Consider the following 25867-nt stretch of genomic DNA (forward strand, 5'->3'; position numbering starts at 1 on the left):
TACCCAGATGCGTTATCACATACTCTGTATTCGATGGCAAGCCATTTTTAATCACTGATGGAGCTGTCGCACATATTTGAAACGGTCGAGAGCAATATAAGCTTAAATAGGCTAAAAGATGTTGAAGCCTTAGCTATTTTCTGCTTAACACTTACACTGCGCTACACTCCGCATCCTGACTGAATTTTAACAATTCTTTCATCCGATTGACCCATGAATGTTGCAACATATAACCCCAGCCCGACGCTTAGAACGTTAAAAAATTTGAATCTTTATGGAATTTCTTATACGACATTTGAATATCGATGAACGGGCGTATTGGAGACCGGCTGATCCGACCATTGGGTTGCCATCCGGACGGCTCAACGCTGGCATAGCCCACTCTTCGGCAATCCCTCCGCCTGCAACAGCACAATAATACCAGGGTAAATTATTGCCACGCTCGCCAACTGACCATAATTTATGCAACCCAAGCCCTACCATGAAAATCAAATAGCGTGCCACTTTTGGGTGCATAAGCATGCAAAATCAGAATTTACGCACCGTGGTCGTGCATCCACAGAGAAATACATCCTCCGTTACGCCGTTAAATAACGCCAATAACCTTGAGGTCAGTGCGAACCTATAGCGAAATTAAATCTTAAAAACCGAGCGGGTATTTATGCGATCAAGAGCAATTGCGAGTTGACGTATTTATTTTATCTTTTGTCGCGCCGCTACCCTATTCAAGTCAACCGGTTAGGCCAGGTTGTGGATATTGCCGTCCGGCAAGCTGCCCACATCGCTACAACCTGCGGTGGGACTGGCTTGCGGACGGCTACGGGGGCGACGCCAGCCCCGCTTGCCACGAATTAACGCTTAAGAGTTAGGTTCAAGCAGAATGCGCTCACCAATTTTAATTGGCCGGAACCGGTGTTGCTCTATCCCGGCCGAACTCAACGCCAGTTTTAATTGCTGCGGCGGCTCATCCAATGACTCATCGGCTAATTCAAAAACACCCCAATGGATTGGAATGACCTGCGGCGCATTTAATTGCTGATACAGTGTCACCGACTGTTGCGGATCCATATGTTGTTCCTGCATGAACCAACGTGGTGCATAAGCGCCTATCGGCAACGCCGCCACGTCGAAAGGCCCTAAACGCGCGCCAATGTCCGCCAGCCGCTCCGAATAGCCGCTGTCGCCCGAAAAATAGAATCGAAGTGCCGGATGATGAATTACCCAACCGCACCATAAAGAGCGATTGCGGTCCCACAGGGTGCGCATACTCCAGTGGCGCGCCGGCGTACTGTGAAACGTCAGGTCACCCAACTGCAGGCTATCCCACCAGTCCAGCTCCTCGACCCGTTGCAGGCGATAGCGACGGAACCAACTTTTCAGCCCCAACGGGACGATAAAGGTCGCGTGCGGAAAACGACGCGCCAACTGCCTGATGGTGCGCCGATCGAGATGGTCATAATGGTTATGCGAGATCAATACCACGTCCACCGTCGGTAACTGCTGCACCGTCAGCGGCGTTGGGGTCTTGCGCTTTGGGCCATAAAAACTCAACGGCGATGCGCGCTGCGACAACACCGGGTCAATCAGAATGTAACGCCCTTCAAGACGCAGCAGCATTGAGGCATGCCCCAACCACCAGATACCGTTGTCACTGCCGCTGAGGTCGGCCTGCTGCCACCAGCGTTGGGTAAACTGTTGGTATCCCATTTGCGGCGGCTTGGGCAGGCCCTGCTGCTTGCGCTCATCCTGCCAGCGCTTCAAATCCCCTTCCCGGCGCAGAGTAGGCTCCGGGTTACGAAACCCTTGCGGCGTATGGTGCGCTTTGCCGGCATCATAGTAACGATTGGTTATCTTCAAGTTGCTCTCCCGACCACTGCGGACACCCTGCACGGGCAGTTTCGATAACATAACAAAATAGACGATTGGTGCGCTTTGTGAACTGTGCTCACCTCAGGGGGGACCTTTTTGCCTAATGTGGTGTCACAATCCCTGTGAGAATGCCAGGGCCGCCTAGAGCCTGTTAAGCATCTCTTAAGATCCTTGTGTTTTACTTATAGGACATTCAGAAAAGGAGAAGTTATGAGCCGTTCTACATCACGCAAATCACGTGTTCGCATGGGCCGTATCCGTAGCGCGATGCTGGCACAGATGCAGTATTGGAAAATGTATGTCGCGATGAAACTGCGCCGCGTACGCGTGCCGGCACCCCTGGTGCTGTTGTTTGGCGCGATGGTGAGTTTTTTCATGCTGGCCGTATTGATGCTTAGCGTGGTCGCTATCGATGTCATCACCACGGTATTCCTGCTGTGCAGGAAGCTGTTGGGGTTGGGCCGCTCCGCACCGGGCAATGCCTTTATGCCACGCGGCTAAATGAAAATGGGAGGCGCAAAACGCGCCTCCGTTAAACCTTAACGCCGAACGTTAGCGCCCTTGCGGCGCGTCAGCCTGAACCCCACCCACAACAGCAAGATCCACACCGGCATCAGCAACACCGAGATACGGATCCCCTCGCTGAAATACATGATGACCAGGATTAGACTGAGGAACACCAGGCACAAATAGTTGCCAAACGGGTACCACAGCGCCTTAAAGCTCGGGATCACGCCCTGACGGTTTTTCGCCGCGCGGAAGCGTAAATGCGCCAGGCAAATCATCACCCAGTTGATCACCAGCGTGGACACCACCAGCGCCATCAGCAATTCAAACGCCTTGCCGGGCATCACATAGTTGATCAGTACACCGACAGAGGTCACCAGCGCCGACAGCGCAATCGACAGCACCGGCACGCCGCGCTTGTTCACCCGCGTCAACGCCTTGGGCGCATTGCCCTGCGTAGCCAGGCCGAACAGCATGCGACTGTTGGCATAGACGCCGCTGTTGTACACCGACAGCGCTGCCGTCAGGACCACCACGTTAAGCAGGGTCGCCACCAGGCTGCTGTCCAACGCATGGAAAATCATCACGAACGGGCTACCGCCTTCAACCACTTTGTCCCACGGATAAAGCGACAGCAGGACCGTTAGCGAACCGATATAAAAAATCAGGATGCGGTACACCACCTGATTGGTGGCCTTTGGGATGCTGCGGCGCGGATCGGCGGCTTCGGCCGCAGTGATGCCGACCATCTCCAGGCCGCCGAACGAGAACATGATCACCGCCATCGCCATCACCAGCCCGCTGATGCCGTGCGGCATAAAGCCCCCCTGCTCCCACAGGTTGTTGAGGCTGGCTTGCGGACCGCCGTTGCCGCTGGCCAGCAGCCAGGCACCAAACAGGATCATACCGACGATCGCCACCACCTTGATGATGGCAAACCAAAACTCGGTCTCGCCATACAGTCGGACATTGACCAGGTTGATCAAATTAATCAGGACAAAAAATACCGCGGCGGAAACCCAGGTTGGGATGTCCGGCCACCAGTACTGAATATAAATACCGACGGCGGTCAGTTCGGCCATGCCGACCAAAATGAACATCGCCCAGTAGTTCCAGCCGGAAAGAAAACCGGCGAAATCGCCCCAATATTTATAAGCGAAGTGGCTGAACGACCCGGCAACCGGCTCCTCGACCACCATTTCCCCCAGTTGGCGCATGATCAGGAAGGCAATGAACCCGCCGATGGCATAGCCCAGCAATACCGATGGGCCGGCCATTTTAATGGTCTGCGCAATGCCGAGAAACAGGCCGGTGCCAATAGCGCCGCCCAGGGCGATAAGTTGTATATGTCTGTTTTTTAAACCGCGTTTTAGCGGGGTATCCTGCTGCTGACCGCCCATCTTATCCTCATATGGCGTGGGAACCTGGCGCTGTTGCACAAGATTTCGCCATTCAATAAATGTATCTGCGGGCGGCTTTTTAACACTTAACCCCGTGAGCATCAAGGAGTAGCACCCCGGCGACGTCGGCCAAGGCGCTATTTTATGCTGGGATTAACGGCAGTAAGGGCAGGTTTTTAGCTGGACAGACCGCAAAGTTTGGTCAGGTTGCGGGCACCAATCATCAGCGTGGCGACGTAGGACTGGCGGCGTGTTACCACCTCTACCGCCACGCGATCGTTTTGATATTTTATCAGGTAGGTTGACGGCCAGCCCTGTCGGCGCTGACCAAAGCTTTCGGCATGACGATCGATTGCCGCATGGGCAATCACCAGATGAGACAAGTTTTTATCACCTTTAATAATGCGCTTCATAAACAGGCTCCGCCAGAGACAGTTCTGTTGTCATAAAAAGGGAAAAATCATCAGTAATTCTGGTGTTTCAACGGACCATTTCGTTGGTTTGCTGGCTCAGCAGGAAGCAGATCATTGCCGCACGCAGCGGGCTGCTGCTGTCCGCCTGCCATTCGCCGCGTTGGGTGATCATACGCGCCTGCCACTGCGGGTTGTCGCCCTGGCTGTCGGCATTCAGGCTGATTTTATTGGCGCAGATAATCGGCCAGGCATCGGAGGGATTCTTGCAATAGTCTTTACCTTTCACACCGCCGTAGGGATACCATTTGTCCGGATTTTCTCCGGTGATCAGCGCAATGCTGCGGTTCACCTCGGCGTCGCTTTCTTCATACCATTTAATCATCGGCTTTATCCATCTTTCGTAGAGTTGGCGCTACATTACGATGCCAATACGACAGATTTATGACAACGCGAGGGCTTTCCACATTATCTCCACTAATGTTTTTTCAGCTTTATCTTTTCCTGGGCGCTGATTACACTTTTTCCCTGTTTTGTTGCGCAGGAATACCGGCATGTTAACTGGCCTCAACCATCTGACGCTTGCAGTCAGCGACGTCAACCGCAGCTTCAATTTTTATAGCAACCGGTTGGGTTTTGTCCCACATGCTCGCTGGCAAACTGGCGCCTACCTGTCTCTGGGGGAGCTGTGGCTGTGTTTGTCATGGGACGACACGCGAGCCGTAAATTCAGCGAAGGATTACACCCATTACGCGTTCAGCGTGGCGCCGGCAGATTTCGCCAAGGTTGCTTCGCGGCTGCGCCAGGCTGGGGTTGATGAGTGGAAAACTAACCGTAGCGAGGGGGCGTCGCTGTACTTTCTTGATCCGGACGGACACCAATTGGAAATTCACGGCGGCGACCTGGCCAGTCGGTTGGCGGCGTGCCGCGCAGCGCCCTATCAGGGAATGGAGTTTTTCTAAGCGATGCGGGTGGCGTAAACTGGGGCACGCCACCCGGCAGAAAGTTTGATTAACGCTCGGGGATAAAACCTTTGAAATCCAGCGCCGGGCTGAGATCGTCATCGTCGATTACGCTATCGCCACGCGCGCTTTGCGCCAGGCTTTTCAATAATGCAGTCTGCTGACGCTGCTGCTCGGCAATTTCCTGCAGCAGACGGACCTGTTCATTGGCACGCACACTGGCACGATTCACCAGGAACCAGACCCATAATCCCACCAACAGCGCCAGCGCCGCGAGGGCCAGCGAAAGCAGGCTATTCGAACCAAAACCTAAATCGTACATGGACAACCCTATCTACTGCTAAAAACAGGCGCACATCTTAACACTCCGGGTGCGGGCACGAACATCTTGATAGTAAATTGTTATGCACCGCTGCGCATCTCACCAGGGAATGAAACGAGTAACGGAACACACCCCCAACGCAAAGGAGCCTCCCTCATCGCAGTAGCTATCCAGCGCCAGCAGGTAAAAAAACAGACAGGCCGCAAGGAACGCCACTATCACGAGGACTTTTTTTCGCAACAAATTTAGCAGCCTCATTGTTATCTTGATAATCTGTTCGTCATGCTACCACAGCTAACTTAAACGAAGTTTAACCTGTCGTTTAGAAACCGTTTTGACGATGACTTTTCAGATTGTTACCGTTGCAGCCTGCGTCGGCGCGTGGCTATATCGCAACGACGATAAATAAACGGGAGTTATAATGAGTAAGCTGATTAAGGGGTTACTGCTACTGGCAGTGGTGTATGGCGTATTTTTGTTTTCGGGATACGGCGTATTGGTCGGCAGCAACAAGAACGTGGCTGGCCTGGGGTTGCAGTGTAAATATATGACCGCACGCAATGTGGTGATTGCTCAGTATCTGCACGGGGACAACGGCGTCATTGGCGTGGCCGACTGTCCGCTGTTCAAAAAAGTCGAAACGGTGGTGGATTGATCACCACCGCCCGAAACCGTCGCCAGGCGGCGGTTTCCCCCATTAGTTGCGGGTAAACTTCATCTCAATCAGCGCAATCGCTTTTTCGATCGCCCTGCGGGTCACGGGATCGGCACCGGCAGGATGAGTGGAGAAATCGATGCTTTTCAGCTGGCTTGCCATCTTGTCACGCACCTCGGTCGGCGCGATAACGTCGATAACATCCAAAATCTGTTTGATCACCAGTTGGCAGGCAACCAGGTCGGAGGCCAATTCCTGATCGTTGCTCAGCATGTCTGACATAATTACTTTCCTTCTTGATTCAGTCGCCGCTCAGAATAACATGTCACCTGGTGCTTTGCCGCCCCCAGGTTGTTTGCCGCTGAATTTCAACGTTATTGCGCATCGGGTGCCAAAATGCCCGGCCGTATTGGCCTATACTTAAAGTTTAAGCGACGCGCTTACCGGCGCATCCTTCAGCCACACCCCAACAGGAGAAAGTTATGGCAAACCACAATGTGAAATCCTGGGCAACCGTACGTGAAACCTCGGTTGAAATCGCGGAGGCAATTTTTGAGCTGGCAAAAAACGATGAGGTTCTGGCACAAAAAATCTGGGAGGAAGGCAGTGACGAAGCGTTGCAAATGGCTTTCGCCAAAACCAGTGCCGACCAGCTGTACTGGGGCGAAGAAACCGTAGAGCGAAAAAACGTCTAATCCACGCAACTCAGCAATAAAAAGCCCGGGTCACTGCTGCGCCCAGGCTTTTTCGGTTTTCGGTCAACCCCGACTTGGGGTCGTGTTGTTCCCTGAAATCACGGCTCTTCACCTCCCACACCTTCCGCATTATTCATTCTCATCACCGGCGTCACCATAAAAGCGGCAACGCCCACAATCACAACCAGAGTAATAATCACTGTCATTAACATGCGATCACCCCTTCAACGCTGAATTGTCACGGCTGACTCTGCTTTGGCGGTTATTTTTTGCGACCAGAACCACTGCGATATCAGCGGTAGCGGGCAACCTCAGATTAGCCGTTTTTCCTTCCGCCTGACAAGCTGCTTGACGATGGTTTTTCCGAATAATTTCGCCTGGGTGACGGCGGTCTTTTTGTCCATGGCGGCAAGTTGTGTATACTTCAGCGCTATGTAGATCTCACACAGACGCACTGATGATACAAGAACACCACCTCTCATTAGTCTGCGCCCTCAGTAAATGGGTCGAAACTCACCTTGGAAGAGTGATCCATCTTGAAGAGCTGGCCGAGTATTCCGGCTACTCCCTGTGGCACATGCAGAAGCTGTTCAAAGAAGCGACCGGGATTTCGCTGGGTAAGTATATTCGCGAACGCAGATTGGCCGGGGCGGTTTACCAGTTGCGCACCAGTGACGCCTCCATCTTCGACATCGCTCTGGATTTCGGTTTTGGCTCGCAGTCGCATTTCACTTATATGTTCAGAAAGCGCTTCAACATCACGCCTTATGATTTCCGTCAGGATTTAAGCGTCGACCTGCATATCGCCCCGCCGCTGCACGTCATTCATCAAAAAACCGCCTGACTCTCTTTCCCGCCGCCGCTAACGGCGGGCTAATGTGCCCACAGCACCACTAAAATAGCGACCAGCGCGGGCAGCGCCTGTACACGGAGAATCTTGCGGCTCGCGGTCAGTCCACCAAACACGCCCGCCACCAGCACACACCCAAGAAAGAACAGTTGCACCGCCGGCTCCTCACGCCAGACGCCCCAGGCTAATCCCGCCGCCAGAAAACCGTTGTATAACCCTTGATTGGCCGCCAGCACCCGCGTGGCGGCAGCAAACTCCGCGGTGGTGGCGAACACTCGCCTGCCGGTAGGCTTCTGCCATAGGAACATTTCCAGGATCAGGATATACAAATGGATCGCTGCAATAAGCAACACCACTATATTAGAAAGAATTATCATTGTTATTAGCAGGGTTAATCAGATATTGGGTTTTATAAGTATAACCTCACTGAGAATATTGCGAATATATCGACATAAAAAAACCCGCCGTAGCGGGTTTATTGCATAATCATTCAGAGTTAGCTCAGAACAACAACCAGCATGGCTGCGATAGAGATCCAGAACGCCGCCGTTGCAATAACAACATGGGATAATCTTGCACGATAGAGTACTTGGCTCATATTAACCTCACAGGCTTCTGACTAGCGGTAGATAACATCACTTCTTGAAAGTTATCTTAATCCACTGCTCCGACCATTTATTTGCGCAAGATCACTATTTACCAGATAAACTATATCGATGCGAAAACATGGAATTCCGATCACATTAATTTAACGTTAATAGAGCGAAATGAATAAAAATATCCCGTTGTTATAGCACGAAGGTATCAATCATCGCTCCAGGGCAGGCGTGGCGCGGTCATGCGGGGACCGCAATAGCCGACGACATCGGGAAAACGTGAATTCCCCTGCTCCCAATCACGCTGCGCACGGCTAATCTCTTGTTTGCTGTGGCCGACAAAATTCCACCAAATGAGAATCTCTTCGGTTAATGGCAAGCCACCGATTAATAATGCACGACTTCCTTTCTTGGCACGTAACTCGATACGGTTAAGATTTATACCTAAATAGGCGAATTCATCAGGTGAAAATTTTTCATCATTAACCTCAAATGCACCAATAAGGGGCAATAAACCTATTTCAAAATCTTTTCGCAGAGGTAATTGCAAATAACCATCAGCCTGCCATTCCAAATCCATGGCGATTAACGGTGAAAAAGTCGACACCGGAGAGCGATATTGTTCGAACTCCCCTACCAGCAAAGTATGCTTCACTTCGTCGTGCAGCCAGCACGGCAAGTCGGGATAATGATCGAAGCGCGGCGCAGTATCGGCATGTTCTGCGGGCAAGGCAATCCACAATTGTGCAGCATGCAGACGCCGTTGCTCACCGGTGGACTGTTCGGTATGCGCTATACCGCGTCCTGCGGTCATCAGATTGACCTGTCCTGGCCGTATCACCTGTTCGCTGCCCAGGCTATCCCGGTGCAGAACTTCCCCTTCAATCATCCAGGTAAAGGTTTGCAGACCGATATGCGGATGTGGGCCAACGTCCATCCCCTGCGAGGACCCGCTGAATACCGACGGGCCTGCATGGTCGAGAAAGCACCATGCGCCCAGCGTACGCCGTTCACGGGTGGGCAAGGCACGGCTTATCGGGATACCACCAACTTCGGCGTTACGTACGGCAATACGTTGGATCTGACGGATGCCGTCAACCACAGGACAATCACGGGAAGAGGATGAATAGGTTGGGCGGGAATTGCTCATGATTAACGCCTCCAGAACGACACACGGGTTGAGTGAGTAGCTGGACGCCAGCTTATCATGAGCAAGCGACCAGAACGCAACCCGGGAGGCAGAAGGCTACGACGCCTTTATATAGCAGCCTTTGATGTCGACCTCATCGCGCGCATGCTTGAGATCGGAAAAGTAAGTCACACCAAAAAGAATCGATACCACTAACAACACGGAAACCAGTAAACCGATAACGGCCAACAGCTTGGTTTCATCGTGGAGATTGTGCTCCATTTTATCTCCTGTATTGAACGACATCACGTCAGCCATAGCGTGACTGAAAGCGTAAAAATGATCAGGGAACAGGACGCTATCGCCAGCACAATGACAGCGAATTGCGCGTCTCCCAAAGTTTCACGGTAGTTTTTATCTTGTGAGGTATTACGTTGTTGTTTCACAGAATCTATCTTAACTCATCACGCGTTAACGTTTTTGTGAAGGGTGATTGATAAAAGCCCGCCATTGCGGGTTTGTCAGATTCCGCGCCCAATGCCACTCAGACCTCAAGAGTGGCAAGACGCTATCAACTTTCCTCACCAGGGTCAACACTCCCCCAGAACTGAGATGACCAAGATTACGATGCATTCAAAAGTCTTATTAAGACAATAAAATAATTAGGCTAACTTATGCAAGTAAACATAAAAAAAGCCCGATAACAGATCGGGCCAGGCAGTGTCGTGCTGCTGTGGGTATTACTGCGGAATACGCAGCACCTGCCCCGGATAAATTTTGTCCGGGCTGGACAGCATTGGCTTGTTCGCTTCGAAAATCTTGTTATACAGATTTGCGTTGCCATACACTTCTTTCGAGACCGCACTCAGGGTGTCGCCCTTCTTCACGGTATAGAAACGGCTTTCCGCGGCGGCTTGTTCAACCGCTACTTTGTCTTCCACGCCGCTGATACCTGCCACGTTACCGATGGCCACCAGGATCTTCTCTTTCAACTCCTGACTGACCGCATCCCCGGTTACTACGGCTTTACCGTCAACCACCTGCACATCAACCTTATCGATACCCGGCAAGCCGGTTTTATTGAGATGGTCCTTCAGTTTGGCGCTTTGATCTTCGGCTGTCGCATTGCCGGTCACTGTGTCCCACAGTTTCTCGCCCGCTTCTTTGACGAAGTTAAACAAACCCATATTCACTCCTTTCGATGGTTAGCATGTTGCATTGACTTAAGACTTATTAAGCTTAGCACCGCAAGGGGGATATTCAATTGGTCCAACAGTATTAAGCGGTTAGAGTAATCCGAAAGTGCCAACTTTCATTGCCAATCTGTCCTTTTATGCAGCACCTGACATGAAACAATCGCTGAAGTTACCTACAATAAGAGCATGGAAGGATTAGGAGGAAGGATATAAGAAGCGATGTACGCCTTGGTGATGTTTGTCTGTTATCTGGACGGCGGCTGCGCCGATATCGTGGTTGACGTGCTGCGTGACGAACGCCAGTGCCTGATCAGTATGAAAGAACAAAACCTGCGCCACGCCGGCTGCTTCCCATTTGAAGATTTTATCGATGGCTTTTGGCTACCCGCCAACGAATATGCGCCGATGTAAATCGCCAAAAGACTTTTATACTACTTTCCTCTGAGGAATTTCTGAATTCACCGGAAAGCCGGCATGCCGACGATGCTTTATGCCACTATTTTGCTAAATTGCCTCACCCGAACGATATGGAGATGGCGCGATGCCCGTTTCTACCTTCTCAAACGAACACTACGAAGCCCTGTTACGCGACGTCAGCCTGGTGGTCGGCGGCGCGGTCATTCAACTGATCAATCTCAACAAAAAAGTTTCCGGCAATAATATTCTGGCCCATTTGGTTAACGAGATTGAACATGAAACCAATCAGCAACGCTTTGCTACATTGCGTTCCGCCATCGAAGTGATGGGGCAAGCCCCCAAAGGTTAACAACCCAATAAAAAAGGCAGAGCTTTCGCTCTGCCTGATTACCGTTTTATCCCGACACAGGAAGAAGGTAATGGTGTTGAAACTTAGAAACGATAGGTCAGGTTCACTGCCACGACGTCGTCAGTGCTCAGCTTCAGTTTGTTATCGTCGTTCAACTGGTTGATTTTGTAGTCAACGTAGGTGTACATGTTTTTGTTGAAGTAGTAAGTCGCACCCACTTCCACGTATTTCACCAGATCAACATCGCCAATCCCTTCGATATCCTTGCCTTTAGACTGCACGTAGGCCAGAGAAGGACGCAGACCGTTTTCGAACTGGTACTGGGCCACAACTTCGAAGTTCTGCGTTTTGTTGGCGAAGCCAGATACGCCGTTGCCGCTGATTGGCGTCATGTTGCGCGTATCGGCGTACATGGCAGCCAGGTAAACCTGGTTGGCGTCGTATTTAATCGCTGTGGTCCAGGCCGTTGCGCTGTCGCCTTTACCGTAAACAGATTTTTTCTGATCGCTGGTGCGGTTGGAATCCGAGAATGCCGCCGCTACGCCGATACCGGAGCCGCCGATGTCCTGGTAATCCAGGGACATGCCGTAGCCGTCGCCGTTTTGTTTAGTCACACCGCGGCTGTCGCTGTCGTTTTTGCCCTGGTACTGCAACGCCAGGTTCAGGCCTTCCACCAAGCCGAAGAAGTCGCGGTTACGGTAGGTAGCCAGGCCATTGGAGCGCGCGGTCATAAAGTTGTCGGTGTAGCTGTAGGAGTCGCCGCCGTATTCCGGCAGCATGTCGGTATAGGCTTCTGCGTCGTACACCACGCCGTAGTTACGGCCGTAGTCGAATGAACCGTAGTTGGCGAACTTCAGGCCGGCAAAGCCCAGACGGGTTTTGGTGCCGGCAGTGCCCTGCGCTTCATCGTGGTTGGCCTGGACGTTGTATTCCCACTGGCCGTAACCGGTCAGTTGGTCATTGATTTGCGTTTCGCCTTTAAAACCGAAGCGGACATAAGTCTTGTCGCCATCTTCGGATTTGTCATCGCTGAAAACATGTTTGGCTGCTACGCGACCGTACAGGTCGAGTTTATTGCCATCTTTATTATAAATTTCTGCCGCGTTGGCAAAGGAGGTCATTGCCCCTAAGGCAATAGCTAAGGCTAATACACTGCGTTTCATCATTTATTTTCCTAGATATTATAATTTTAATTTCTGCCCATCACGCCCAATTTATGGTTTGGGCTGTGATCTTTATCATTTAGTGTTTTATGAGCGCCTCTAATTAAGAAGCCATGTGACATTAGCATCATGAATCCAAACTTAAAATAAAAAAGTTCATAAAACACCGTGGATAAAGCATGTTTATGTGTAACAAAATATTACAACAAAGAAGTCAATCAACTCATTGATTAATATTGATATTTATTACATATCTTATAACCAATTTGGTGCAACGCACCATAAAGGTGCAATTTGATTTCCTTTTGTATGCTTTCCATTCGATTCATAAATACCATGAATCTTAGCATGGTTACTAATAACGTTACTTATTTCACATTTTTATCTGAGTAAAGTCATTGCGGTGATTTAGTGTGTTTCGCCACGTTTTAAGCAAGTCTTTTACCGCTTCGAATAATTAAATCGATTCAAACCATCAAAAAATGACGGCAAAAATAAATTCAACATAAAATATAAGTTTCGATAGAGAGACTATAAAGAAGGGGAAGTAACAGGAATTAGCAGCAGGATATACCACCGTTATTTAAGGTTGCAGCCGACATCGCTACAACCTTAAATACTGTAAGTATAAAACCGTATTCGAAACTGACAGGTTAATACAGCGTGCTGCGCGGCGCTTCAATCAGCACCATACCGGCGCGCAATCCAAGTGCGACCTGGGGATTAGGGAACAAAATCCATTCTCTGGCATGCTGAACCCGGTACTCCTCCCCCGGTTGTTCACACAGTAACGTCCCCTGCTCCAGCTCGGTAAAATTGGCGGTATCATCACTGAGATGCAGTTTGAACGCTTCGCTACGTTTGATCAGCGATCGCTCAACGCGGAACACCCGCAGAGCCTCTCCCATTCGCTGCGGCAAGGCTTCGCCACTGACTGCCGCCTGCAGTGCACGGTTAATGGCCGCAAATTGCTGTAAATCATTGCTACCAAACGGCCGCGCCTTGCCCAGTTCCAGCGTACAGCTGGCGGCGCCGGCATGCTCACTGGTGAAATTACTGAAGGTGCCGCCCGGCGCACTGTGGATCACCAACGCATCCAAATCGGCCGCGTCCAGCAATGCCAGCATCTCGGCACTGTAAGGCCGGGTCTGGAAAGGAAGAATCCCGAAGCGCGGCAGGCGCGAGTCTCGGATAGCCGTATGCAGATCATAATGGAAACGTGTCGCTTGCTCACCGTCGAAAAACGCGGCGACGGCCTGCTCCAGTTGCTGCGCCCGCACGGTTTCGTCGCTGTGGCTGAAATCGCGATAGCGGCCGCCAAACATCCGGTTCATGTCGCTGTGCAGGTACCGTTTATTGGCGCGCATTGACGGTGGATTGCCCAATATCACCAGCAGCCGAACCACCAAAGTTCGCTCGCCGCCAAGCAGATCCTTGACCAGTTGATTGAGCAGCTCAATCGGCGCCGTTTCATTGCCGTGGATCCCCGCCGACAGCACCACCGCCTGCCGGTATCCCCGGCGCGGTGTGATTTCCAGCAGGCCTGCTCCCAGCCAACGCCAGTGTAAATCCGCATTTTCGCCCCGTTGCTCTTCGGGCGTTTGCCCTTCCAGCGTCAGAGCCAACAAATCAAACATGATGACATCGCCTATTGTTGGAAAGGATAAACCGATCCCAGCCCGAGGATGGTCGTCAGGGTATCCAGCGCATCGCGCCCTTCACGCAGCAATTGCGGGTCAGCCAAATCGTTCTGCGTCAGACGATCTCGGTAATAGCGGTCAACCCAGTCATTGAGCGTAACGAACAGCGTATCGTTCATCATCACGCGCGGATTGACTGCCCGCAATTCCTGCTCGTTCAGCGCCACACGTAATCGCAGGCAGGCAGGCCCACCGCCATTGCGCATACTTTCACGCAGATCGAACACCTTGATTTCATCAATTGGTCCGCCACTGGCCACCATCTCGCTCAGATAGCCCCACACGCCGCGATGCTGGCGCGACTCTTCCGGCACCACAATCATCATCTTGCCGTTAGGCTTGGTCAGAATTTGGCTGTTGAACAGATAGGTCGCTACCGCATCCGCCACGGAAACCCGCGCCGTCGGCACCTCAATCGCCACCAGTTCGCTGTCCAGCGACGCCATTTTGCGACGCACTTCATCCAGCGCCTGCTGCTGCTGATAAAACGCCTGCTGATGGTGGAACAATACATTCTGGTTACTGACGGCGATAACGTCGTTGTGGAATACGCCCTGATCGATCACCGCCGGATTCTGTTGCACAAACACCGTATGTTGCTCATCCAACTGGTGCAGACGGGCAATCGCCTCCCCGGCCTCGCGCGTCTGGCGTGCCGGATAGCGAGTTGGGGCGATTTCTCCGCCAAACTCCTGTCGGCCGTAGACGAACATCTGCACGCTACGCTTGCCATAATCGCCGCCCAGTCGGTTGTGGTTGGCCGCGCCTTCGTCACCAAACAGCGCCACCTGCGGCAAAGCCTCATGGTGGGCGAAATGGCGTGGATCGTTGAAAATCGCCCGCAGCACGCCGGTGGTGGTCTCGGCCTCAATCGCGCGATGGAATTTGTTGTTCAGATTGGCCGCGGTGAAATGCACTTTGCCATCCGCGCTGTCCGCCGAAGGTGAAACCGTGGCCGCATTGGCGGTCCACATGCAAGAAGCCGAGCTGAGCGCAGACAGCAGGCGCGGAGACTGCTTCATCGCCTGCGCCAAGACCGTTTCGTCGCTGCCGCTGAAACCCAACTTACGCAGCATCGGCAGGTGCGGCCGTTCCTGCGGCGGCAATACCCCCTGCTGAAAGCCGAGATCCGCCAGCGCCTTCATCTTCAGCAGCCCCTGTTTGGCCGCCAGTTTCGGATTCGACACGCTGTTTTGATGCTGGGTCGAGGCCTCATTGCCAAATGACAACCCGGCATAGTGATGCGTCAGGCCCACCAGACCATCGAAATTGACTTCATATCCTGACATGCTTTTCTCCTGGGCCCAGCAAGCTCGGCCCTACTCAAAACATACCCTATGAATTTCAAGTTGCAGCCAGGCGAGCAGTTTGCTCATCCCCAGTTATTGTAGGGGCGCTACATGCTGTGCCCGCGTTAAACGGGGCGAACTTATTCGCCCCGCTGCGGCTTGAAAGGCGACGGGTAAAATTTAATTAAACGACAGCCCCGGCGACAAACTGGCCGGCAGCGTCAGGCTTTCGCTTTCCAATGACGCCATTGGCCAGGCGCAATAATCTGCCGCGTAATAGGCGCTCGGACGGTGGTTGCCGGACGCCCCGACACCGCCGAAAGGTGCCGCACTGGAAGCCCCGGTTAAAGGTTTGTTCCAGTTGACGATACCGGCACGCGCTTCCAGCAGCAGATGATCAAACTGCTCACGCAGCGGCGAGACCAGCCCAACCGACAGGCCATAACGCGTTTGGTTGGCGATACGCAGCGCCTCATCAAAGTCGTTATAGCGAATGATGGTGGTCAGCGGGCCGAAGTACTCTTCGTCCGGTACGTCACGCACCCCGGTCACGTCAATAATGCCTGGGCTGAGCAGCGCGCTGCCGCTTTCCAGACGCTGCATGGTCAGCAGAGCGTTGCCGCCCAGTGCCAACAGGTGATGTTGCGCCGCCAGCATTTTTTCCGCCGCCGCCGAAGAGATCACGCCGCCCATAAACGGCTGCGGTTCAGCGTCCCAACGCCCGACACGCAGCGCACTCGCCACCTGCACCAAACGCTCGATAAAAGCGTCGCCCTCACTGCCGCGTTTCACCAGAATGCGGCGCGAGCAGGTGCAGCGCTGGCCGGCGGAAATAAACGCCGACTGAATCGCCAGGTTAACCGTCGCATCGCGATCCTCGATCTGATCGATAATCAGCGCGTTGTTGCCGCCCATTTCCAGCGCCAGGATCTTTTCTGGCTGCCCGGCCAACTGGCGATGCAGGTGGTAACCGGTACCCGCGCTGCCAGTGAACAGCAGGCCGTCGATATCCGCACTGGCGGCCAGTGCCTCACCGGTTTCACGCCCGCCCTGCACCAGATTGAGAACCCCATCGGGCAGCCCGGCCTGTTGCCACAGTTTCAGGGTTTCTTCGGCAGTTTGCGGCGTCAGTTCACTCGGCTTGAACACCACGGTGTTGCCCGCCAGCAGCGCCGGCACGATGTGGCCATTCGGCAAATGTCCGGGGAAGTTATAAGGGCCGAACACCGCCAGTACGCCGTGCGGGCGGTGGCGCAGCACCGAAGCACCGTCCGCCATCGCAGTCTGGCTTACGCCGGTACGCGCCTGGTAGGCCTGCAATGAAATCGCCACTTTGCCGATCATCGCCTGCACTTCGGTCAGCGTCTCCCAACGCGGTTTACTGGTTTCACGGCTGATCACCGCCGCCAAAGAAGACTTGTGCTCTTCCAGCAAAGCGGCAAAACGCTTCACCAACTGTTCGCGTTGTTCGAACGGAGTACGTGCCCAGGCCGGAAAAGCGGCGCGGGCAGCTTCACAGGCGGCAGCAACATCGCTGCCGTCGGCGGCGTTGGCCTGCCACAGCGGTTGGTTATCAACCGGATCGGTTTTGCTGAACGCAGCGCCATGGCCTTGCTGCCAGGCACCATTAATAAAGAGTGCAGGATGTGACATTACGCTTTCTCCTGTGCAATAAGGGGGATGACCCGCACCGGGCTGCCTTGTTCAACGCCCAGCGCCTCGGCGGTAGCGGCATTGAGATGCAGACGGTCGTCATACAGATCGGCATTGACCAGCAGTGCGCGGTAATTCTCATAATGATCGTTGGCCACCAAAAGAGCCGGCGCATCGGCGCGCATCGGGGTCTCATCCAGCACCACTTTTACCAGACGGCTTTGTTTAACCGCGCGGATCTGATCGATTTCCGCCTCCAGCGTTGGGCCGCCGTCAAAAATATCGACGTAACCCTGATAACGCAGCCCTTCGGACTCCAGTACCCGGCGTGCTGGCACGGTCTGCGGGTGCACTTCGCCAATCACTTTTTGCGCGTCTTCGGCCAGGAAATCGACATACAGCGGGTGTTTCGGCATCAGTTCGGCGATAAACGCTTTCTGGCCGGTGCCGCTCAGGTAGTCCGCCTTGGCGAACTCGATGGAAAAGAAATGGTTCCCGACGCTCTCCCAGAACGGCGAACGGCCCTCTTCATCAGAGAAACCGCGCATTTCGGCAATCAGCCGGGCGGAGAAACGCTCACGGAAAGCGGCGATAAACAGGAAACGCACCTTCGACAACAGCTTGCCGTTTTCGCCGTGACGATAGTCCGGATCGAGGAACAGCGTACACAGTTCGGAATGGCCGGTGTGATCGTTACTGAGGAACAGCGTCGGCACCGATTTATACACGTTCAACTGTTTGGACGCATGCACCTGCGTGCCGACGCGGAAGCTGTACCAGGGTTCAGTCAGCCCGACGGCCACTTCAATCGCGCAAACCCCTACCGCCTGCTGGCGCTCGCTGTCTTCCAGCACAAACAGATAACACTGGTCACCACGCGGAAGTTCGCCTTGCCAGGTTTTTAACGCCCGCTCAATGCGTGCCGACAAGGTATCTTCATCTTGTGGCAGGGAAGTGAGACCGATGCCGGACTTACCGGCTAGCGTCAGTAAGTCAGCCAAATCGCGACGCTCTATAGGGCGAATAATCATCATAATGCGAACCTCGTCTGAATCAGGCTGCGCCGGTAAGGGCGCAGCCTGTGTGTTAGCTGCAAATCCGCGCCACGGCTCGCGCGAATCGCGCCAGCCCCTCTTTCACATCCTGCTCAGGAATAACCAGTGAAGGGGTGAAACGCACCACGTCCGGACCGGCGATCAGGGCAATCACGCCCTCTTCGTTGGCCAACTGCGTGATCTGCTTCGCCTTGCCGGCGTAGTCCTTGGTCAACTGGCAGCCAATCAACAGGCCGCCGCCGCGGATTTCAGAGAAAATCGGATACTGCTGGTTAATCTTGTTCAGGCCGTCAAGGAACCACTGGTGGCGTTGCTTAACCCCTTCCAGCACTTCCGGCGTGTTGATGACTGAGAACACCGCGCCCGCCACCGCCGTCGCCAGCGGGTTACCGCCGTAGGTGGTGCCGTGGGTGCCGACGCTCAGGGTTTTGGCCAGTTCGTCAGTGGTCAGCATGGCGCCGATCGGGAAGCCGCAGCCCAGCGCTTTCGCAGTGGTCAGCACGTCAGGAACCACGCCGTACTGCATGTAGGCGTACAGGTCGCCGGTACGACCCATGCCGGTTTGCACTTCGTCGAAAATCAGCAGCGCATCGTGGCGACCGCACAGCTCACGCAGGCCTTGCAGGAAAGCAGCATCGGCCGGCAACACGCCACCTTCGCCCTGAATAGGCTCGACGATCACCGCGCAGGTGTTGTCGTTAATCACCTCGGCAGCGGCCGCCAGATCGTTAAATGGCGTGTGGGTGATGCCGCCCGGCAATGGCGCGAAGTCCTTGGAATACTTAGGCTGGCCACCGGCAGACACGGTAAACAGCGTGCGGCCGTGGAAGGCGTTGTTGAATGCCACAATCTGGTTCTTGCTGTGGTTGCCGTTATCCAGTGCGCGTTTACGCGCCAGTTTCAGCGCCGCTTCGTTGGCTTCCGCCCCGGAGTTACAGAAAAACACCTTCTCGGCAAAGGTGGCGTCAATCAGCAGCTTGGCCAACCGCAGCACCGGCTCGTTGGTATAGCCGTTGCCCAGGTGCCAAAGTTTGCCCGCCTGCTCCACCAGCGCTGCGGTCACGACCGGGTGCGCATGGCCCAGCGCGTTAACCGCAATGCCGCCAGCAAAATCGATGTAAGACTTACCCTGCTGATCCCATACCTGCGAGCCTTCTCCCCGTACCAGAATAAAATCAGCGGGGGCATAAACCGGGACCATCCAGTCGTCGAAAGACTGGCGGGTAACTGCGATTGGCTGTTCCATAATGACCTCATAACTTCAGCAAAGACTGAATTTTGACTGTAAGGGCCGCTCCAGCCTGGATGGTCCACAACAAAACATAAAAAACCGCGCCGTTCGATCCGTTTTTTAGCCGGTGATAACTCTGCCTTTCACCGCCTATTCAGAAACAAATCTGTTACATCATTCGCGTTTTTCGCTATTTATGCCGGGTATCAGGTCCTGTAACGGGGAATAAATGTTAACGAGCAGTTAAAATACATGCCGTTTGATAAAGAGTGTAGAGCAGCTATCGTGCCAAAACGGGATTTTTGGCGAAAAACGCGGTTTTTTACGGTAAAACAACGGCTTATAATGCATACTTATTCAATAAATATGCATTGCTAATGAATAATTGGAAAAATAAGGCGAAAAATCATCATTGGCTGCGAAATCCTATTCAATGACAAAAAACTTCGATATTTCTGATCGCGCTCGCAAAAATAATTTGGCCTGATTTGCTCCCCATCACACTTTTGCCCCATTCCGGTGCAGGAAATGCACCGGATGCGGGCAAACCCGCGTCATCACAGGCTCTGCGTGACCCTGTGTGGGTCAAAATCGGGCGTGAAGCTGGGCAACTGCCGCGTCAGATCTCATATTTGTTAACTTGCCGAACAAAATGTTGACAGTCTGCTGACGCGATAATAGGTTAATTTCAATGGAACACGTGTTCCATGATGAAAAAACACACACCACATCGACTGCACAGGATCGGGGTTATCATGGCTCAAGTCTGCTTGCGTAATAATAAAAGAATCACCGGGGTCGCACTGGCCGTGCTGCTGGGCCTGCCCCTTTCCGCCAGTGCCAACACCAGCATTACCTTCGCCAACTATTTGCCCAATGATTACATCAACAAAGTGATTAAAGACTTTGAGGCGGCGCATCCGGACATTCAGGTGCAGTCGATCAAATGCGGCTTCGCCGACTGTCATCAAAAGCTGACCACCGCGTTGGCCGTTGGCCAGGGCGCCGCCGATATCTTCAGCGTCAGCACCATCAAACTCGGCAGCTTCGCCAACTCCGGCGGCCTGAATAACCTGAGCGCCCCGCCGTTCAGCATTGATAGCCAGGGCTGGCAGTTCGATCCTTCGATGATCAGCCTGGCGAAGGGTAATGACGGCAATATCTATGGCGTGCCTTACGACACCGGGCCGGTGATCATGATCTACCGTAACGACATGGTTCAGAAGGCCGGCGTCAAAATAGAAGACATAACCCAAAGCTGGGACAGCTTTATCGCCTTCGGTGAGAAGCTGAAAAAAGAGCAAGGCGCCTATCTGCTGCCGGCAGCCACCAGCCTGATCAATCCGCTGGTGGTAGGCATGAACAGTGAGCCGGGTAAGCCGGTATACACCAAAGACGGCAAGCCCAACCTGGATTCACCGCAAATCAAACAGCTGATGACGGTGATCAAAACGCTGTATGACAAAGGGCTGGCAGCCTCCCTGGACGGCTCCACCAACTCGCAGGAATACATCAAACTGTACCGGCAGGGGAAACTGTTCGCCGATATCGATGGCCCGTGGGACGAAGGCCGCATCGAGCAGGAACTGGATCCGGACGGTGCGAAAGCCGGTCTGTGGCGGGTGACGGGCGTGCCGGGCAATATCAAGGTCAACGCAGGCGGCACCACGCTGGTGATCCCCAAGCAAAGCAAGAATGCCCAGGCGGCCTGGCAGTTCATTCAATACTTTATGCAGCGTGACGTAGTGATCGACGCCGCGAAAACCGCCGGCACCTTGCCTGCACGCCTCGATGTGTATAACGCGCCTTACTTCGATACGCCCAGCAGCATTCTCGGCGGTCAACACTCGATGCGCTATTACGCCAGCCTGGTGCCGGACCTGAAGCCCGTAGCTTCCTCACCGGAAGACAATATCGCCAACGAAATTCTCAACGAAGCGGCGAAGAAGATCCTGGTGCAGCATCAGGACATCGACAGCACTCTGCGCGATGCCAATAAGCTGCTGGAGCGGCGGATGCGCGCCCTGTAATCATCAGCCTACGGCGGCTTACCGGCCGCCTTTTTTCGTTTTCCGTCGGTTCGGGGAGTCTATGCGTAAGCGATTTTTCAAAGGGCTGCTGCACGATCACCGCACCGCCTATCTGCTGCTGCTGCCGTTCATGCTGCTGTTTGCGGTGTTCAACGCCTTCCCGATCTTCTTCTCGGCGTTTCTCTCATTCCAATCCTGGAACCCGGTAAAAGGCCTGAGTTCGATGAAGTTTGTCGGGCTGGATAACTTTTACTATGCCTTCACCGATGACGCCTTCTGGGTGTCGCTGGTCAACACCATTAAAATCACATTGGTGTCCGGCCTGTGCCAACATCTGTTCGCCATCACCCTGGCTTATTCGCTGCTGCACATCATCGTGCGCGGCAGGCGTTTTTTGAAAGCGGCGATCTTCCTGCCCTACATCACCTCTTCCGTCGCCGTCAGCCTGATCGTGTTCAACCTGTTCTCGCCGGTCGGCATGGTCAACGAGCTGTTAAGCGGATTGGCCGCTAAGCTGCACCTGAGCGCACTGGCCGCCGCGTTGCCGATCAACTTCTTTGACAGCGACTGGATCCGCTTCACCATCGCCAATCAGGTGACCTGGAAGTTCACCGGTATCAATACGGTGATTTACATGACCGGTCTGGCCTCTATTTCGCCCGACCTGTACGAGGCGATCGAGCTGGACGGTGCTGGCCGCTGGCAAAAATTCCGCTACATCGCGCTGCCGCTGCTGGCGCCCTTTATCTTCTTCGCCACGCTGATGACGCTGATCGGCAACATGCAGCTGTTCAATGAGCCCATGATCCTGACGCAGGGCACCGGCGGCGTCGACAACAGCGGCCTGACGGTATCGATGTACGTGTACAAGACCGGCTGGTCCTATCTGGATATGGGCACCGCTTCGGCCATCTCCTGGATCCTGTTCCTGCTGATTGCGCTGGTGAGTGCACTGGTGTTTTGGGGTTTCGGCAACCGTGGAGGACTCAAAAATGATCGCTGAGGGCCGCCGTTTCGACACCGGCAAGCTGGTGATTTACCTGTTGGTATCGCTGTTCGCCTCGCTGTCGCTGTTCCCGTTCTATTGGTCGGCGTTGCTGGCGACGCAGGACACCCGCAGCATTATGGGCATGTCGCTGCGCTTCGGCAGCCACCTGCTGGAAAACTACCGGGGGCTGGAGCAACAGGTGCCTTTCACCCGCTCGCTGCTCAACACCCTGTATGTCACTGCCATGGCCACCCTGACCAGCGTGCTGGTTTCCGCCGCGGCGGGCTACGCCTTCAGCGTCTATCAGTTCAAGGGCAAAAAGGTGTTATTCACCACCCTCATGTTGACCATGATGGTGCCCAGCGTGGTCAATCTGGTGCCCTACTTCTTCGTGATTAAAAGCGTTGGCCTGCTCGACCAGTTTGCCGCCGTCTGGCTGCCCGCCGGGGTGAATATCTTCGGGATTTTCCTGGTGCGGCAATACGTCAGTTCCTCACTGCCCAGCGAAATACTCGACAGTGCACGCATGGACGGTCTGAATGAACTGCAGATATTTTTGCGTATCGGCCTGCCGCTGATGCGCCCGGCGCTGCTGACGGTAGCGATCGTGGTGGTGGTCGATACCTGGAACAACTTTATGTTGCCGCTGGTGGCATTGCAGTCGCCGGACAAGCAAATTCTCCAACTGGTGCTGCGCAGCCTGAGCGGCGCTACCGCCACGCCGTGGAACCTGGTGATGACCGGCAGTTTCCTGGCGATCGTCCCACTGCTGATCGCCTTTATCTTCTCGTCCAAACAAATGATGGAAAGCCTCACCCGTGGGGCGGTCAAAGGGTAACCTTATGCAATTCATTGATATTTACATTGAAAACGACACTGCGGCGCGCCAGCAAATCACCCTGTTTACCGCTGCGGAAGGTTCACTGCCGGTAACGCTGCAAAATACCGGCCTGCAACAGGCCGCCGTCGGCGTGCTTTATCCGCTGGGTGACGGCCGTTTTGCGCTCAATATCGGCCCTTCCCTGACTCCCGCAGCCCTACAGGATGCCGGTGCCGGTATCGCCGCCGGGCAAAAACACTTCGGGTTACAACACCTGCGTCTGACACTGGATGAAGGCTCATCGGCCAGTACAGAAACCTGGCGCTGGCTGCTGTTCGGCCTGCGTCTGGGCGCTTATCGCTATCAGCATCATGCCAGCGCTACGCTGACCGATCCGACCCAGCCGTTAGCCAGCCATGATGCAACAACGCAGGCGCTGTGCGACTGGGCCAATCTGCATGCCGAGGGCGTGATCATCGGACGTGAGCTGATGAATAAGCCGGCCAATATTCTCTATCCGCAAAGCTTCGTGGCGGCCGTCGCGCAATTGCCCTTTACTCATGTGCGCCAGGAGGTGCTGGATGAAGAGCAGATGGCACAGCTTGGCTTCGGTGGCCTGCTGGGCGTTGGTCAAGGCAGCGCCCGCGCATCGCAATTACTGATCCTCGATCACCATCCGGCCAACGCACGCCATACCCTGGCGCTGGTGGGTAAAGGTGTCACCTTCGACAGCGGTGGCATCAGCATCAAAGGTGCGGCACGCATGAGCACCATGAAGTTCGACATGGGCGGTGCGGCTGCGGTGGTGGGCGCCATGCGTATCATCGACGCACTGCAACTGCCGATCCGCGTGATTGGCCTGTGCGGCCTGGTAGAAAACATGCCCTCCTCCCGCGCACAGCGCCCCGGCGACGTGGTAACCATGCACAACGGCAAGTCGGTGGAAATCATTTCAACCGACGCCGAAGGCCGCATGGTGCTGGCGGACGTCATCAGCTATGCCCAGCAGCGCTTCCAGCCCGACTTTTTACTCGATATCGCCACCCTGACCGGCGGCGCAGGCGTGGCGCTGGGCAAGGAGTATGCGGCCATGATGGGTAACGACGATGACTTTCTGGCGCAGGTCACCCAGGCGGGCAAGGCCAGCGCCGAGCCGGTGTGGCCAATGCCGCACGGCGGCTGGTATCGCGGGGTATTGAAGTCTGAATTTGCCGATTACCGTCACGGCGGTGAAGATCCGCACGGCAGCCCGTGCGTAGCGGCGACCTTTATCGGCGAGTTCGTGCAGCCGGGCCAGCGCTGGGCGCACCTGGATATTGCCGCCATGTCTACCGATATGCCGCACCGCAAGCTGTACGCCAACGGCGCGTCCTCATTCGGCGTGCTGCTGCTGGCGCGATTGAGCGCCCTGCTTGCCCAGACGGAGTGCGAATGATGGCTTACGTAGAACTGGTTGATATCAACAAACGCTATGACAACGGTTACCAGGCCGCCAGCGACGTGAATCTGCAGGTAGAGAAAGGTGAGTTTGTGGTGCTGCTCGGCCCGTCCGGCTGCGGCAAGTCCACCACGCTGCGGATGATAGCCGGGCTGGAAACCCTCTCCTCCGGCGAACTGTTGATCGACGGCGAACGCATGAACGAGGTGCTGCCCAAATACCGTGATATCGCCATGGTTTTCCAGAGCTATGCGCTGTACCCGCATATGACCGTCTATGAAAACATGGCGCTGTCTTTGAAAATCAAAGGAATGGCCAAAGCGGAGATTGCCACGCAGATTGCCGCCGTGGCCGAAATGCTGCACCTGACGGAATTCCTTAAGGTCAAACCCGGCCAGCTTTCCGGTGGTCAGCGTCAGCGCGTGGCGTTGGGCCGGGCGATTGTTCGGCGGCCCAAGGTATTTCTGTTTGACGAACCGCTCTCCAACCTCGATGCCAAACTGCGCAACCGCATGCGTCAGGAGTTGTCTGCACTGCATAAGGCGATCGGCGCGACCATCATTTACGTCACCCACGATCAGGTGGAAGCCATGACCATGGCGGACAAAGTGGTCATCATGAATCAGGGGAAAGTGCAGCAAATAGGTACGCCGCTGGATCTTTATCATCGCCCGGTTAATCGCTTTGTCGCCGAGTTTATCGGTTCGCCGCAGATGAACCTGTTTGACGTGCAGGTTCTGGTACAGGGCGAGCAGATCGTATTGCAGGGCGACTCTGGTTTGCTGCTGCCCTTGAGCGCCGCCGAATTCCCGGCGCTGGCAGCAAGAGGGGGCGACTGGCTGACGCTGGGCTGTCGTCCGGAAGCGTGCAGCATCAGCGCGCCACGGGCAGAACCCCACTTGAGTGGAACGCTGGTGTACAGTGAAAACCTGGGCGCTGAGAGCAACCTGTTCGTACAGGGTGACAACGGTGCGCAGTACATCGTCAAACAGCACGCCCAGCTGCAGTATGCCCAGGGCCAGCCGCTGGCCATTACGCTGGATATCACCGCCCTGCACTTTTTTGATCCGCATAGCGGTCAACGGGTAGCTCAAAGCGGGGAAACAGTGTTGCCGGCCGGCATTCTGTGAGACCATATCGCCG

Annotated in this window: 29 protein-coding genes; 12 read left to right on the plus strand and 17 right to left on the minus strand. The window is 54.4% G+C overall.

What is annotated here, in order from left to right; all coding sequences use genetic code 11:
• Window positions 1–858 precede the first annotated feature (858 nt).
• Window positions 859–1857 (minus strand): MBL fold metallo-hydrolase, encoded by a 999-nt coding sequence (locus tag H0S68_RS14040; RefSeq protein WP_020827305.1) that lies wholly within the window; start codon window positions 1855–1857, stop codon window positions 859–861.
• A gap of 222 nt (window positions 1858–2079) precedes the next feature.
• Here H0S68_RS14040 and H0S68_RS14045 point away from each other — a divergent pair, with 222 nt between their 5' ends.
• Entirely contained in the window at window positions 2080–2370 is a 291-nt protein-coding gene (locus tag H0S68_RS14045; protein ID WP_020827306.1) for a hypothetical protein, read from the plus strand.
• A gap of 38 nt (window positions 2371–2408) precedes the next feature.
• Here H0S68_RS14045 and H0S68_RS14050 read toward each other — a convergent pair whose 3' ends face one another.
• From H0S68_RS14050 to H0S68_RS14060, 3 genes are all read right to left on the minus strand, one after another.
• Window positions 2409–3776, minus strand: coding sequence for an amino acid permease (locus tag H0S68_RS14050; protein WP_020827307.1), 1368 nt, complete (start codon window positions 3774–3776; stop codon window positions 2409–2411).
• A gap of 176 nt (window positions 3777–3952) precedes the next feature.
• The gene (locus tag H0S68_RS14055; protein WP_020827308.1) at window positions 3953–4189 is read right to left on the minus strand and encodes a DUF4060 family protein; all 237 of its coding nucleotides are present in this window, start codon (window positions 4187–4189) and stop codon (window positions 3953–3955) included.
• 67 nt (window positions 4190–4256) lie between these two features.
• Window positions 4257–4571 (minus strand): phage protein NinX family protein, encoded by a 315-nt coding sequence (locus H0S68_RS14060; RefSeq protein ID WP_020827309.1) that lies wholly within the window; start codon window positions 4569–4571, stop codon window positions 4257–4259.
• A gap of 169 nt (window positions 4572–4740) precedes the next feature.
• Here H0S68_RS14060 and fos point away from each other — a divergent pair, with 169 nt between their 5' ends.
• Window positions 4741–5148 carry a fosfomycin resistance glutathione transferase gene (fos, locus tag H0S68_RS14065; protein ID WP_128864724.1) on the plus strand — a complete coding sequence of 136 codons (408 nt, stop codon included), beginning with the start codon at window positions 4741–4743 and terminating at the stop codon, window positions 5146–5148.
• Between the two features lie 49 nt (window positions 5149–5197).
• On the opposite strand, the gene H0S68_RS14070 is transcribed toward fos, so the two are convergent.
• Both H0S68_RS14070 and H0S68_RS14075 read right to left on the minus strand, forming a co-directional pair.
• A complete protein-coding gene (locus tag H0S68_RS14070) occupies window positions 5198–5470 on the minus strand; it encodes a YebO family protein (protein ID WP_020827311.1) in 273 nt (90 codons plus the stop codon).
• Between the two features lie 99 nt (window positions 5471–5569).
• Window positions 5570–5728 (minus strand): PhoP/PhoQ regulator MgrB, encoded by a 159-nt coding sequence (locus H0S68_RS14075; RefSeq protein ID WP_044551945.1) that lies wholly within the window; start codon window positions 5726–5728, stop codon window positions 5570–5572.
• A gap of 163 nt (window positions 5729–5891) precedes the next feature.
• On the opposite strand from H0S68_RS14075, the gene H0S68_RS14080 reads away from it, so the two are divergent.
• Complete coding sequence (locus H0S68_RS14080; protein WP_020827312.1) at window positions 5892–6125, plus strand: YobH family protein; 234 nt, start codon at window positions 5892–5894, stop codon at window positions 6123–6125.
• A 42-nt stretch (window positions 6126–6167) separates the two neighbouring features.
• Here H0S68_RS14080 and H0S68_RS14085 read toward each other — a convergent pair whose 3' ends face one another.
• Window positions 6168–6407, minus strand: coding sequence for a DUF2766 family protein (locus H0S68_RS14085; RefSeq protein ID WP_004945684.1), 240 nt, complete (start codon window positions 6405–6407; stop codon window positions 6168–6170).
• Window positions 6408–6607: 200 nt separating this feature from the next.
• Between H0S68_RS14085 and H0S68_RS14090 the strand changes: the two genes are divergently transcribed.
• Both H0S68_RS14090 and H0S68_RS14095 read left to right on the plus strand, forming a co-directional pair.
• On the plus strand, window positions 6608–6820 hold the full coding sequence (locus H0S68_RS14090; protein WP_012145555.1) for a YccJ family protein: 213 nt from the start codon (window positions 6608–6610) through the stop codon (window positions 6818–6820).
• 457 nt (window positions 6821–7277) lie between these two features.
• Window positions 7278–7664, plus strand: coding sequence for a helix-turn-helix domain-containing protein (locus H0S68_RS14095; RefSeq protein ID WP_041414657.1), 387 nt, complete (start codon window positions 7278–7280; stop codon window positions 7662–7664).
• A 29-nt stretch (window positions 7665–7693) separates the two neighbouring features.
• Here H0S68_RS14095 and H0S68_RS14100 read toward each other — a convergent pair whose 3' ends face one another.
• From H0S68_RS14100 to lysM, 4 genes are all read right to left on the minus strand, one after another.
• On the minus strand, window positions 7694–8047 hold the full coding sequence (locus H0S68_RS14100) for a DUF1304 domain-containing protein (RefSeq protein WP_046373320.1): 354 nt from the start codon (window positions 8045–8047) through the stop codon (window positions 7694–7696).
• 427 nt (window positions 8048–8474) lie between these two features.
• Entirely contained in the window at window positions 8475–9416 is a 942-nt protein-coding gene (locus tag H0S68_RS14105) for a pirin family protein (RefSeq protein WP_142815072.1), read from the minus strand.
• A gap of 96 nt (window positions 9417–9512) precedes the next feature.
• The gene (locus H0S68_RS14110) at window positions 9513–9677 is read right to left on the minus strand and encodes a hypothetical protein (protein WP_020827317.1); all 165 of its coding nucleotides are present in this window, start codon (window positions 9675–9677) and stop codon (window positions 9513–9515) included.
• Between the two features lie 458 nt (window positions 9678–10135).
• On the minus strand, window positions 10136–10582 hold the full coding sequence (gene lysM, locus H0S68_RS14115) for a peptidoglycan-binding protein LysM (RefSeq protein ID WP_020827318.1): 447 nt from the start codon (window positions 10580–10582) through the stop codon (window positions 10136–10138).
• Between the two features lie 228 nt (window positions 10583–10810).
• On the opposite strand from lysM, the gene H0S68_RS14120 reads away from it, so the two are divergent.
• Window positions 10811–11002, plus strand: coding sequence for a YebW family protein (locus H0S68_RS14120; RefSeq protein ID WP_012145560.1), 192 nt, complete (start codon window positions 10811–10813; stop codon window positions 11000–11002).
• Window positions 11003–11132: 130 nt separating this feature from the next.
• Window positions 11133–11357, plus strand: coding sequence for a biofilm development regulator YmgB/AriR family protein (locus H0S68_RS14125; RefSeq protein WP_020827319.1), 225 nt, complete (start codon window positions 11133–11135; stop codon window positions 11355–11357).
• A gap of 83 nt (window positions 11358–11440) precedes the next feature.
• On the opposite strand, the gene ompC is transcribed toward H0S68_RS14125, so the two are convergent.
• The 6 genes from ompC to H0S68_RS14155 form a co-directional block, all read right to left on the minus strand.
• Window positions 11441–12523: a porin OmpC gene (gene ompC, locus H0S68_RS14130; RefSeq protein WP_046373317.1), complete on the minus strand. Its 1083-nt coding sequence runs from the start codon at window positions 12521–12523 to the stop codon at window positions 11441–11443.
• Window positions 12524–13173: 650 nt separating this feature from the next.
• Window positions 13174–14157 (minus strand): succinylglutamate desuccinylase, encoded by a 984-nt coding sequence (astE, locus tag H0S68_RS14135; RefSeq protein WP_217331349.1) that lies wholly within the window; start codon window positions 14155–14157, stop codon window positions 13174–13176.
• Between the two features lie 11 nt (window positions 14158–14168).
• On the minus strand, window positions 14169–15509 hold the full coding sequence (gene astB, locus H0S68_RS14140; protein WP_128864729.1) for an N-succinylarginine dihydrolase: 1341 nt from the start codon (window positions 15507–15509) through the stop codon (window positions 14169–14171).
• A 180-nt stretch (window positions 15510–15689) separates the two neighbouring features.
• Complete coding sequence (gene astD, locus H0S68_RS14145; RefSeq protein WP_130016299.1) at window positions 15690–17162, minus strand: succinylglutamate-semialdehyde dehydrogenase; 1473 nt, start codon at window positions 17160–17162, stop codon at window positions 15690–15692.
• Complete coding sequence (gene astA, locus H0S68_RS14150) at window positions 17162–18196, minus strand: arginine N-succinyltransferase (RefSeq protein WP_020827406.1); 1035 nt, start codon at window positions 18194–18196, stop codon at window positions 17162–17164. The genes astD and astA overlap by 1 nt, the downstream gene beginning before the upstream one ends.
• 52 nt (window positions 18197–18248) lie before the next feature.
• Window positions 18249–19463, minus strand: a complete 1215-nt coding sequence (locus tag H0S68_RS14155) for an aspartate aminotransferase family protein (RefSeq protein WP_410528779.1) — start codon at window positions 19461–19463, stop codon at window positions 18249–18251.
• A 740-nt stretch (window positions 19464–20203) separates the two neighbouring features.
• Between H0S68_RS14155 and H0S68_RS14160 the strand changes: the two genes are divergently transcribed.
• From H0S68_RS14160 to H0S68_RS14180, 5 genes are all read left to right on the plus strand, one after another.
• On the plus strand, window positions 20204–21478 hold the full coding sequence (locus tag H0S68_RS14160) for an ABC transporter substrate-binding protein (RefSeq protein WP_020827408.1): 1275 nt from the start codon (window positions 20204–20206) through the stop codon (window positions 21476–21478).
• Between the two features lie 61 nt (window positions 21479–21539).
• Window positions 21540–22481, plus strand: a complete 942-nt coding sequence (locus H0S68_RS14165) for a carbohydrate ABC transporter permease (RefSeq protein WP_046373311.1) — start codon at window positions 21540–21542, stop codon at window positions 22479–22481.
• The gene (locus H0S68_RS14170; RefSeq protein WP_020827410.1) at window positions 22471–23304 is read left to right on the plus strand and encodes a carbohydrate ABC transporter permease; all 834 of its coding nucleotides are present in this window, start codon (window positions 22471–22473) and stop codon (window positions 23302–23304) included. Before H0S68_RS14165 ends, H0S68_RS14170 begins: the two co-directional genes overlap by 11 nt.
• Before the next feature lie 4 nt (window positions 23305–23308).
• The gene (locus tag H0S68_RS14175; protein ID WP_410528780.1) at window positions 23309–24721 is read left to right on the plus strand and encodes a leucyl aminopeptidase family protein; all 1413 of its coding nucleotides are present in this window, start codon (window positions 23309–23311) and stop codon (window positions 24719–24721) included.
• Window positions 24721–25854, plus strand: coding sequence for an ABC transporter ATP-binding protein (locus H0S68_RS14180; RefSeq protein ID WP_041415470.1), 1134 nt, complete (start codon window positions 24721–24723; stop codon window positions 25852–25854). Before H0S68_RS14175 ends, H0S68_RS14180 begins: the two co-directional genes overlap by 1 nt.
• Window positions 25855–25867: the final 13 nt, after the last annotated feature.

Source organism: Serratia sp. AXJ-M (genome assembly GCF_046531865.1).
GTDB classification, from domain to species: Bacteria; Pseudomonadota; Gammaproteobacteria; order Enterobacterales; family Enterobacteriaceae; genus Serratia; species Serratia liquefaciens.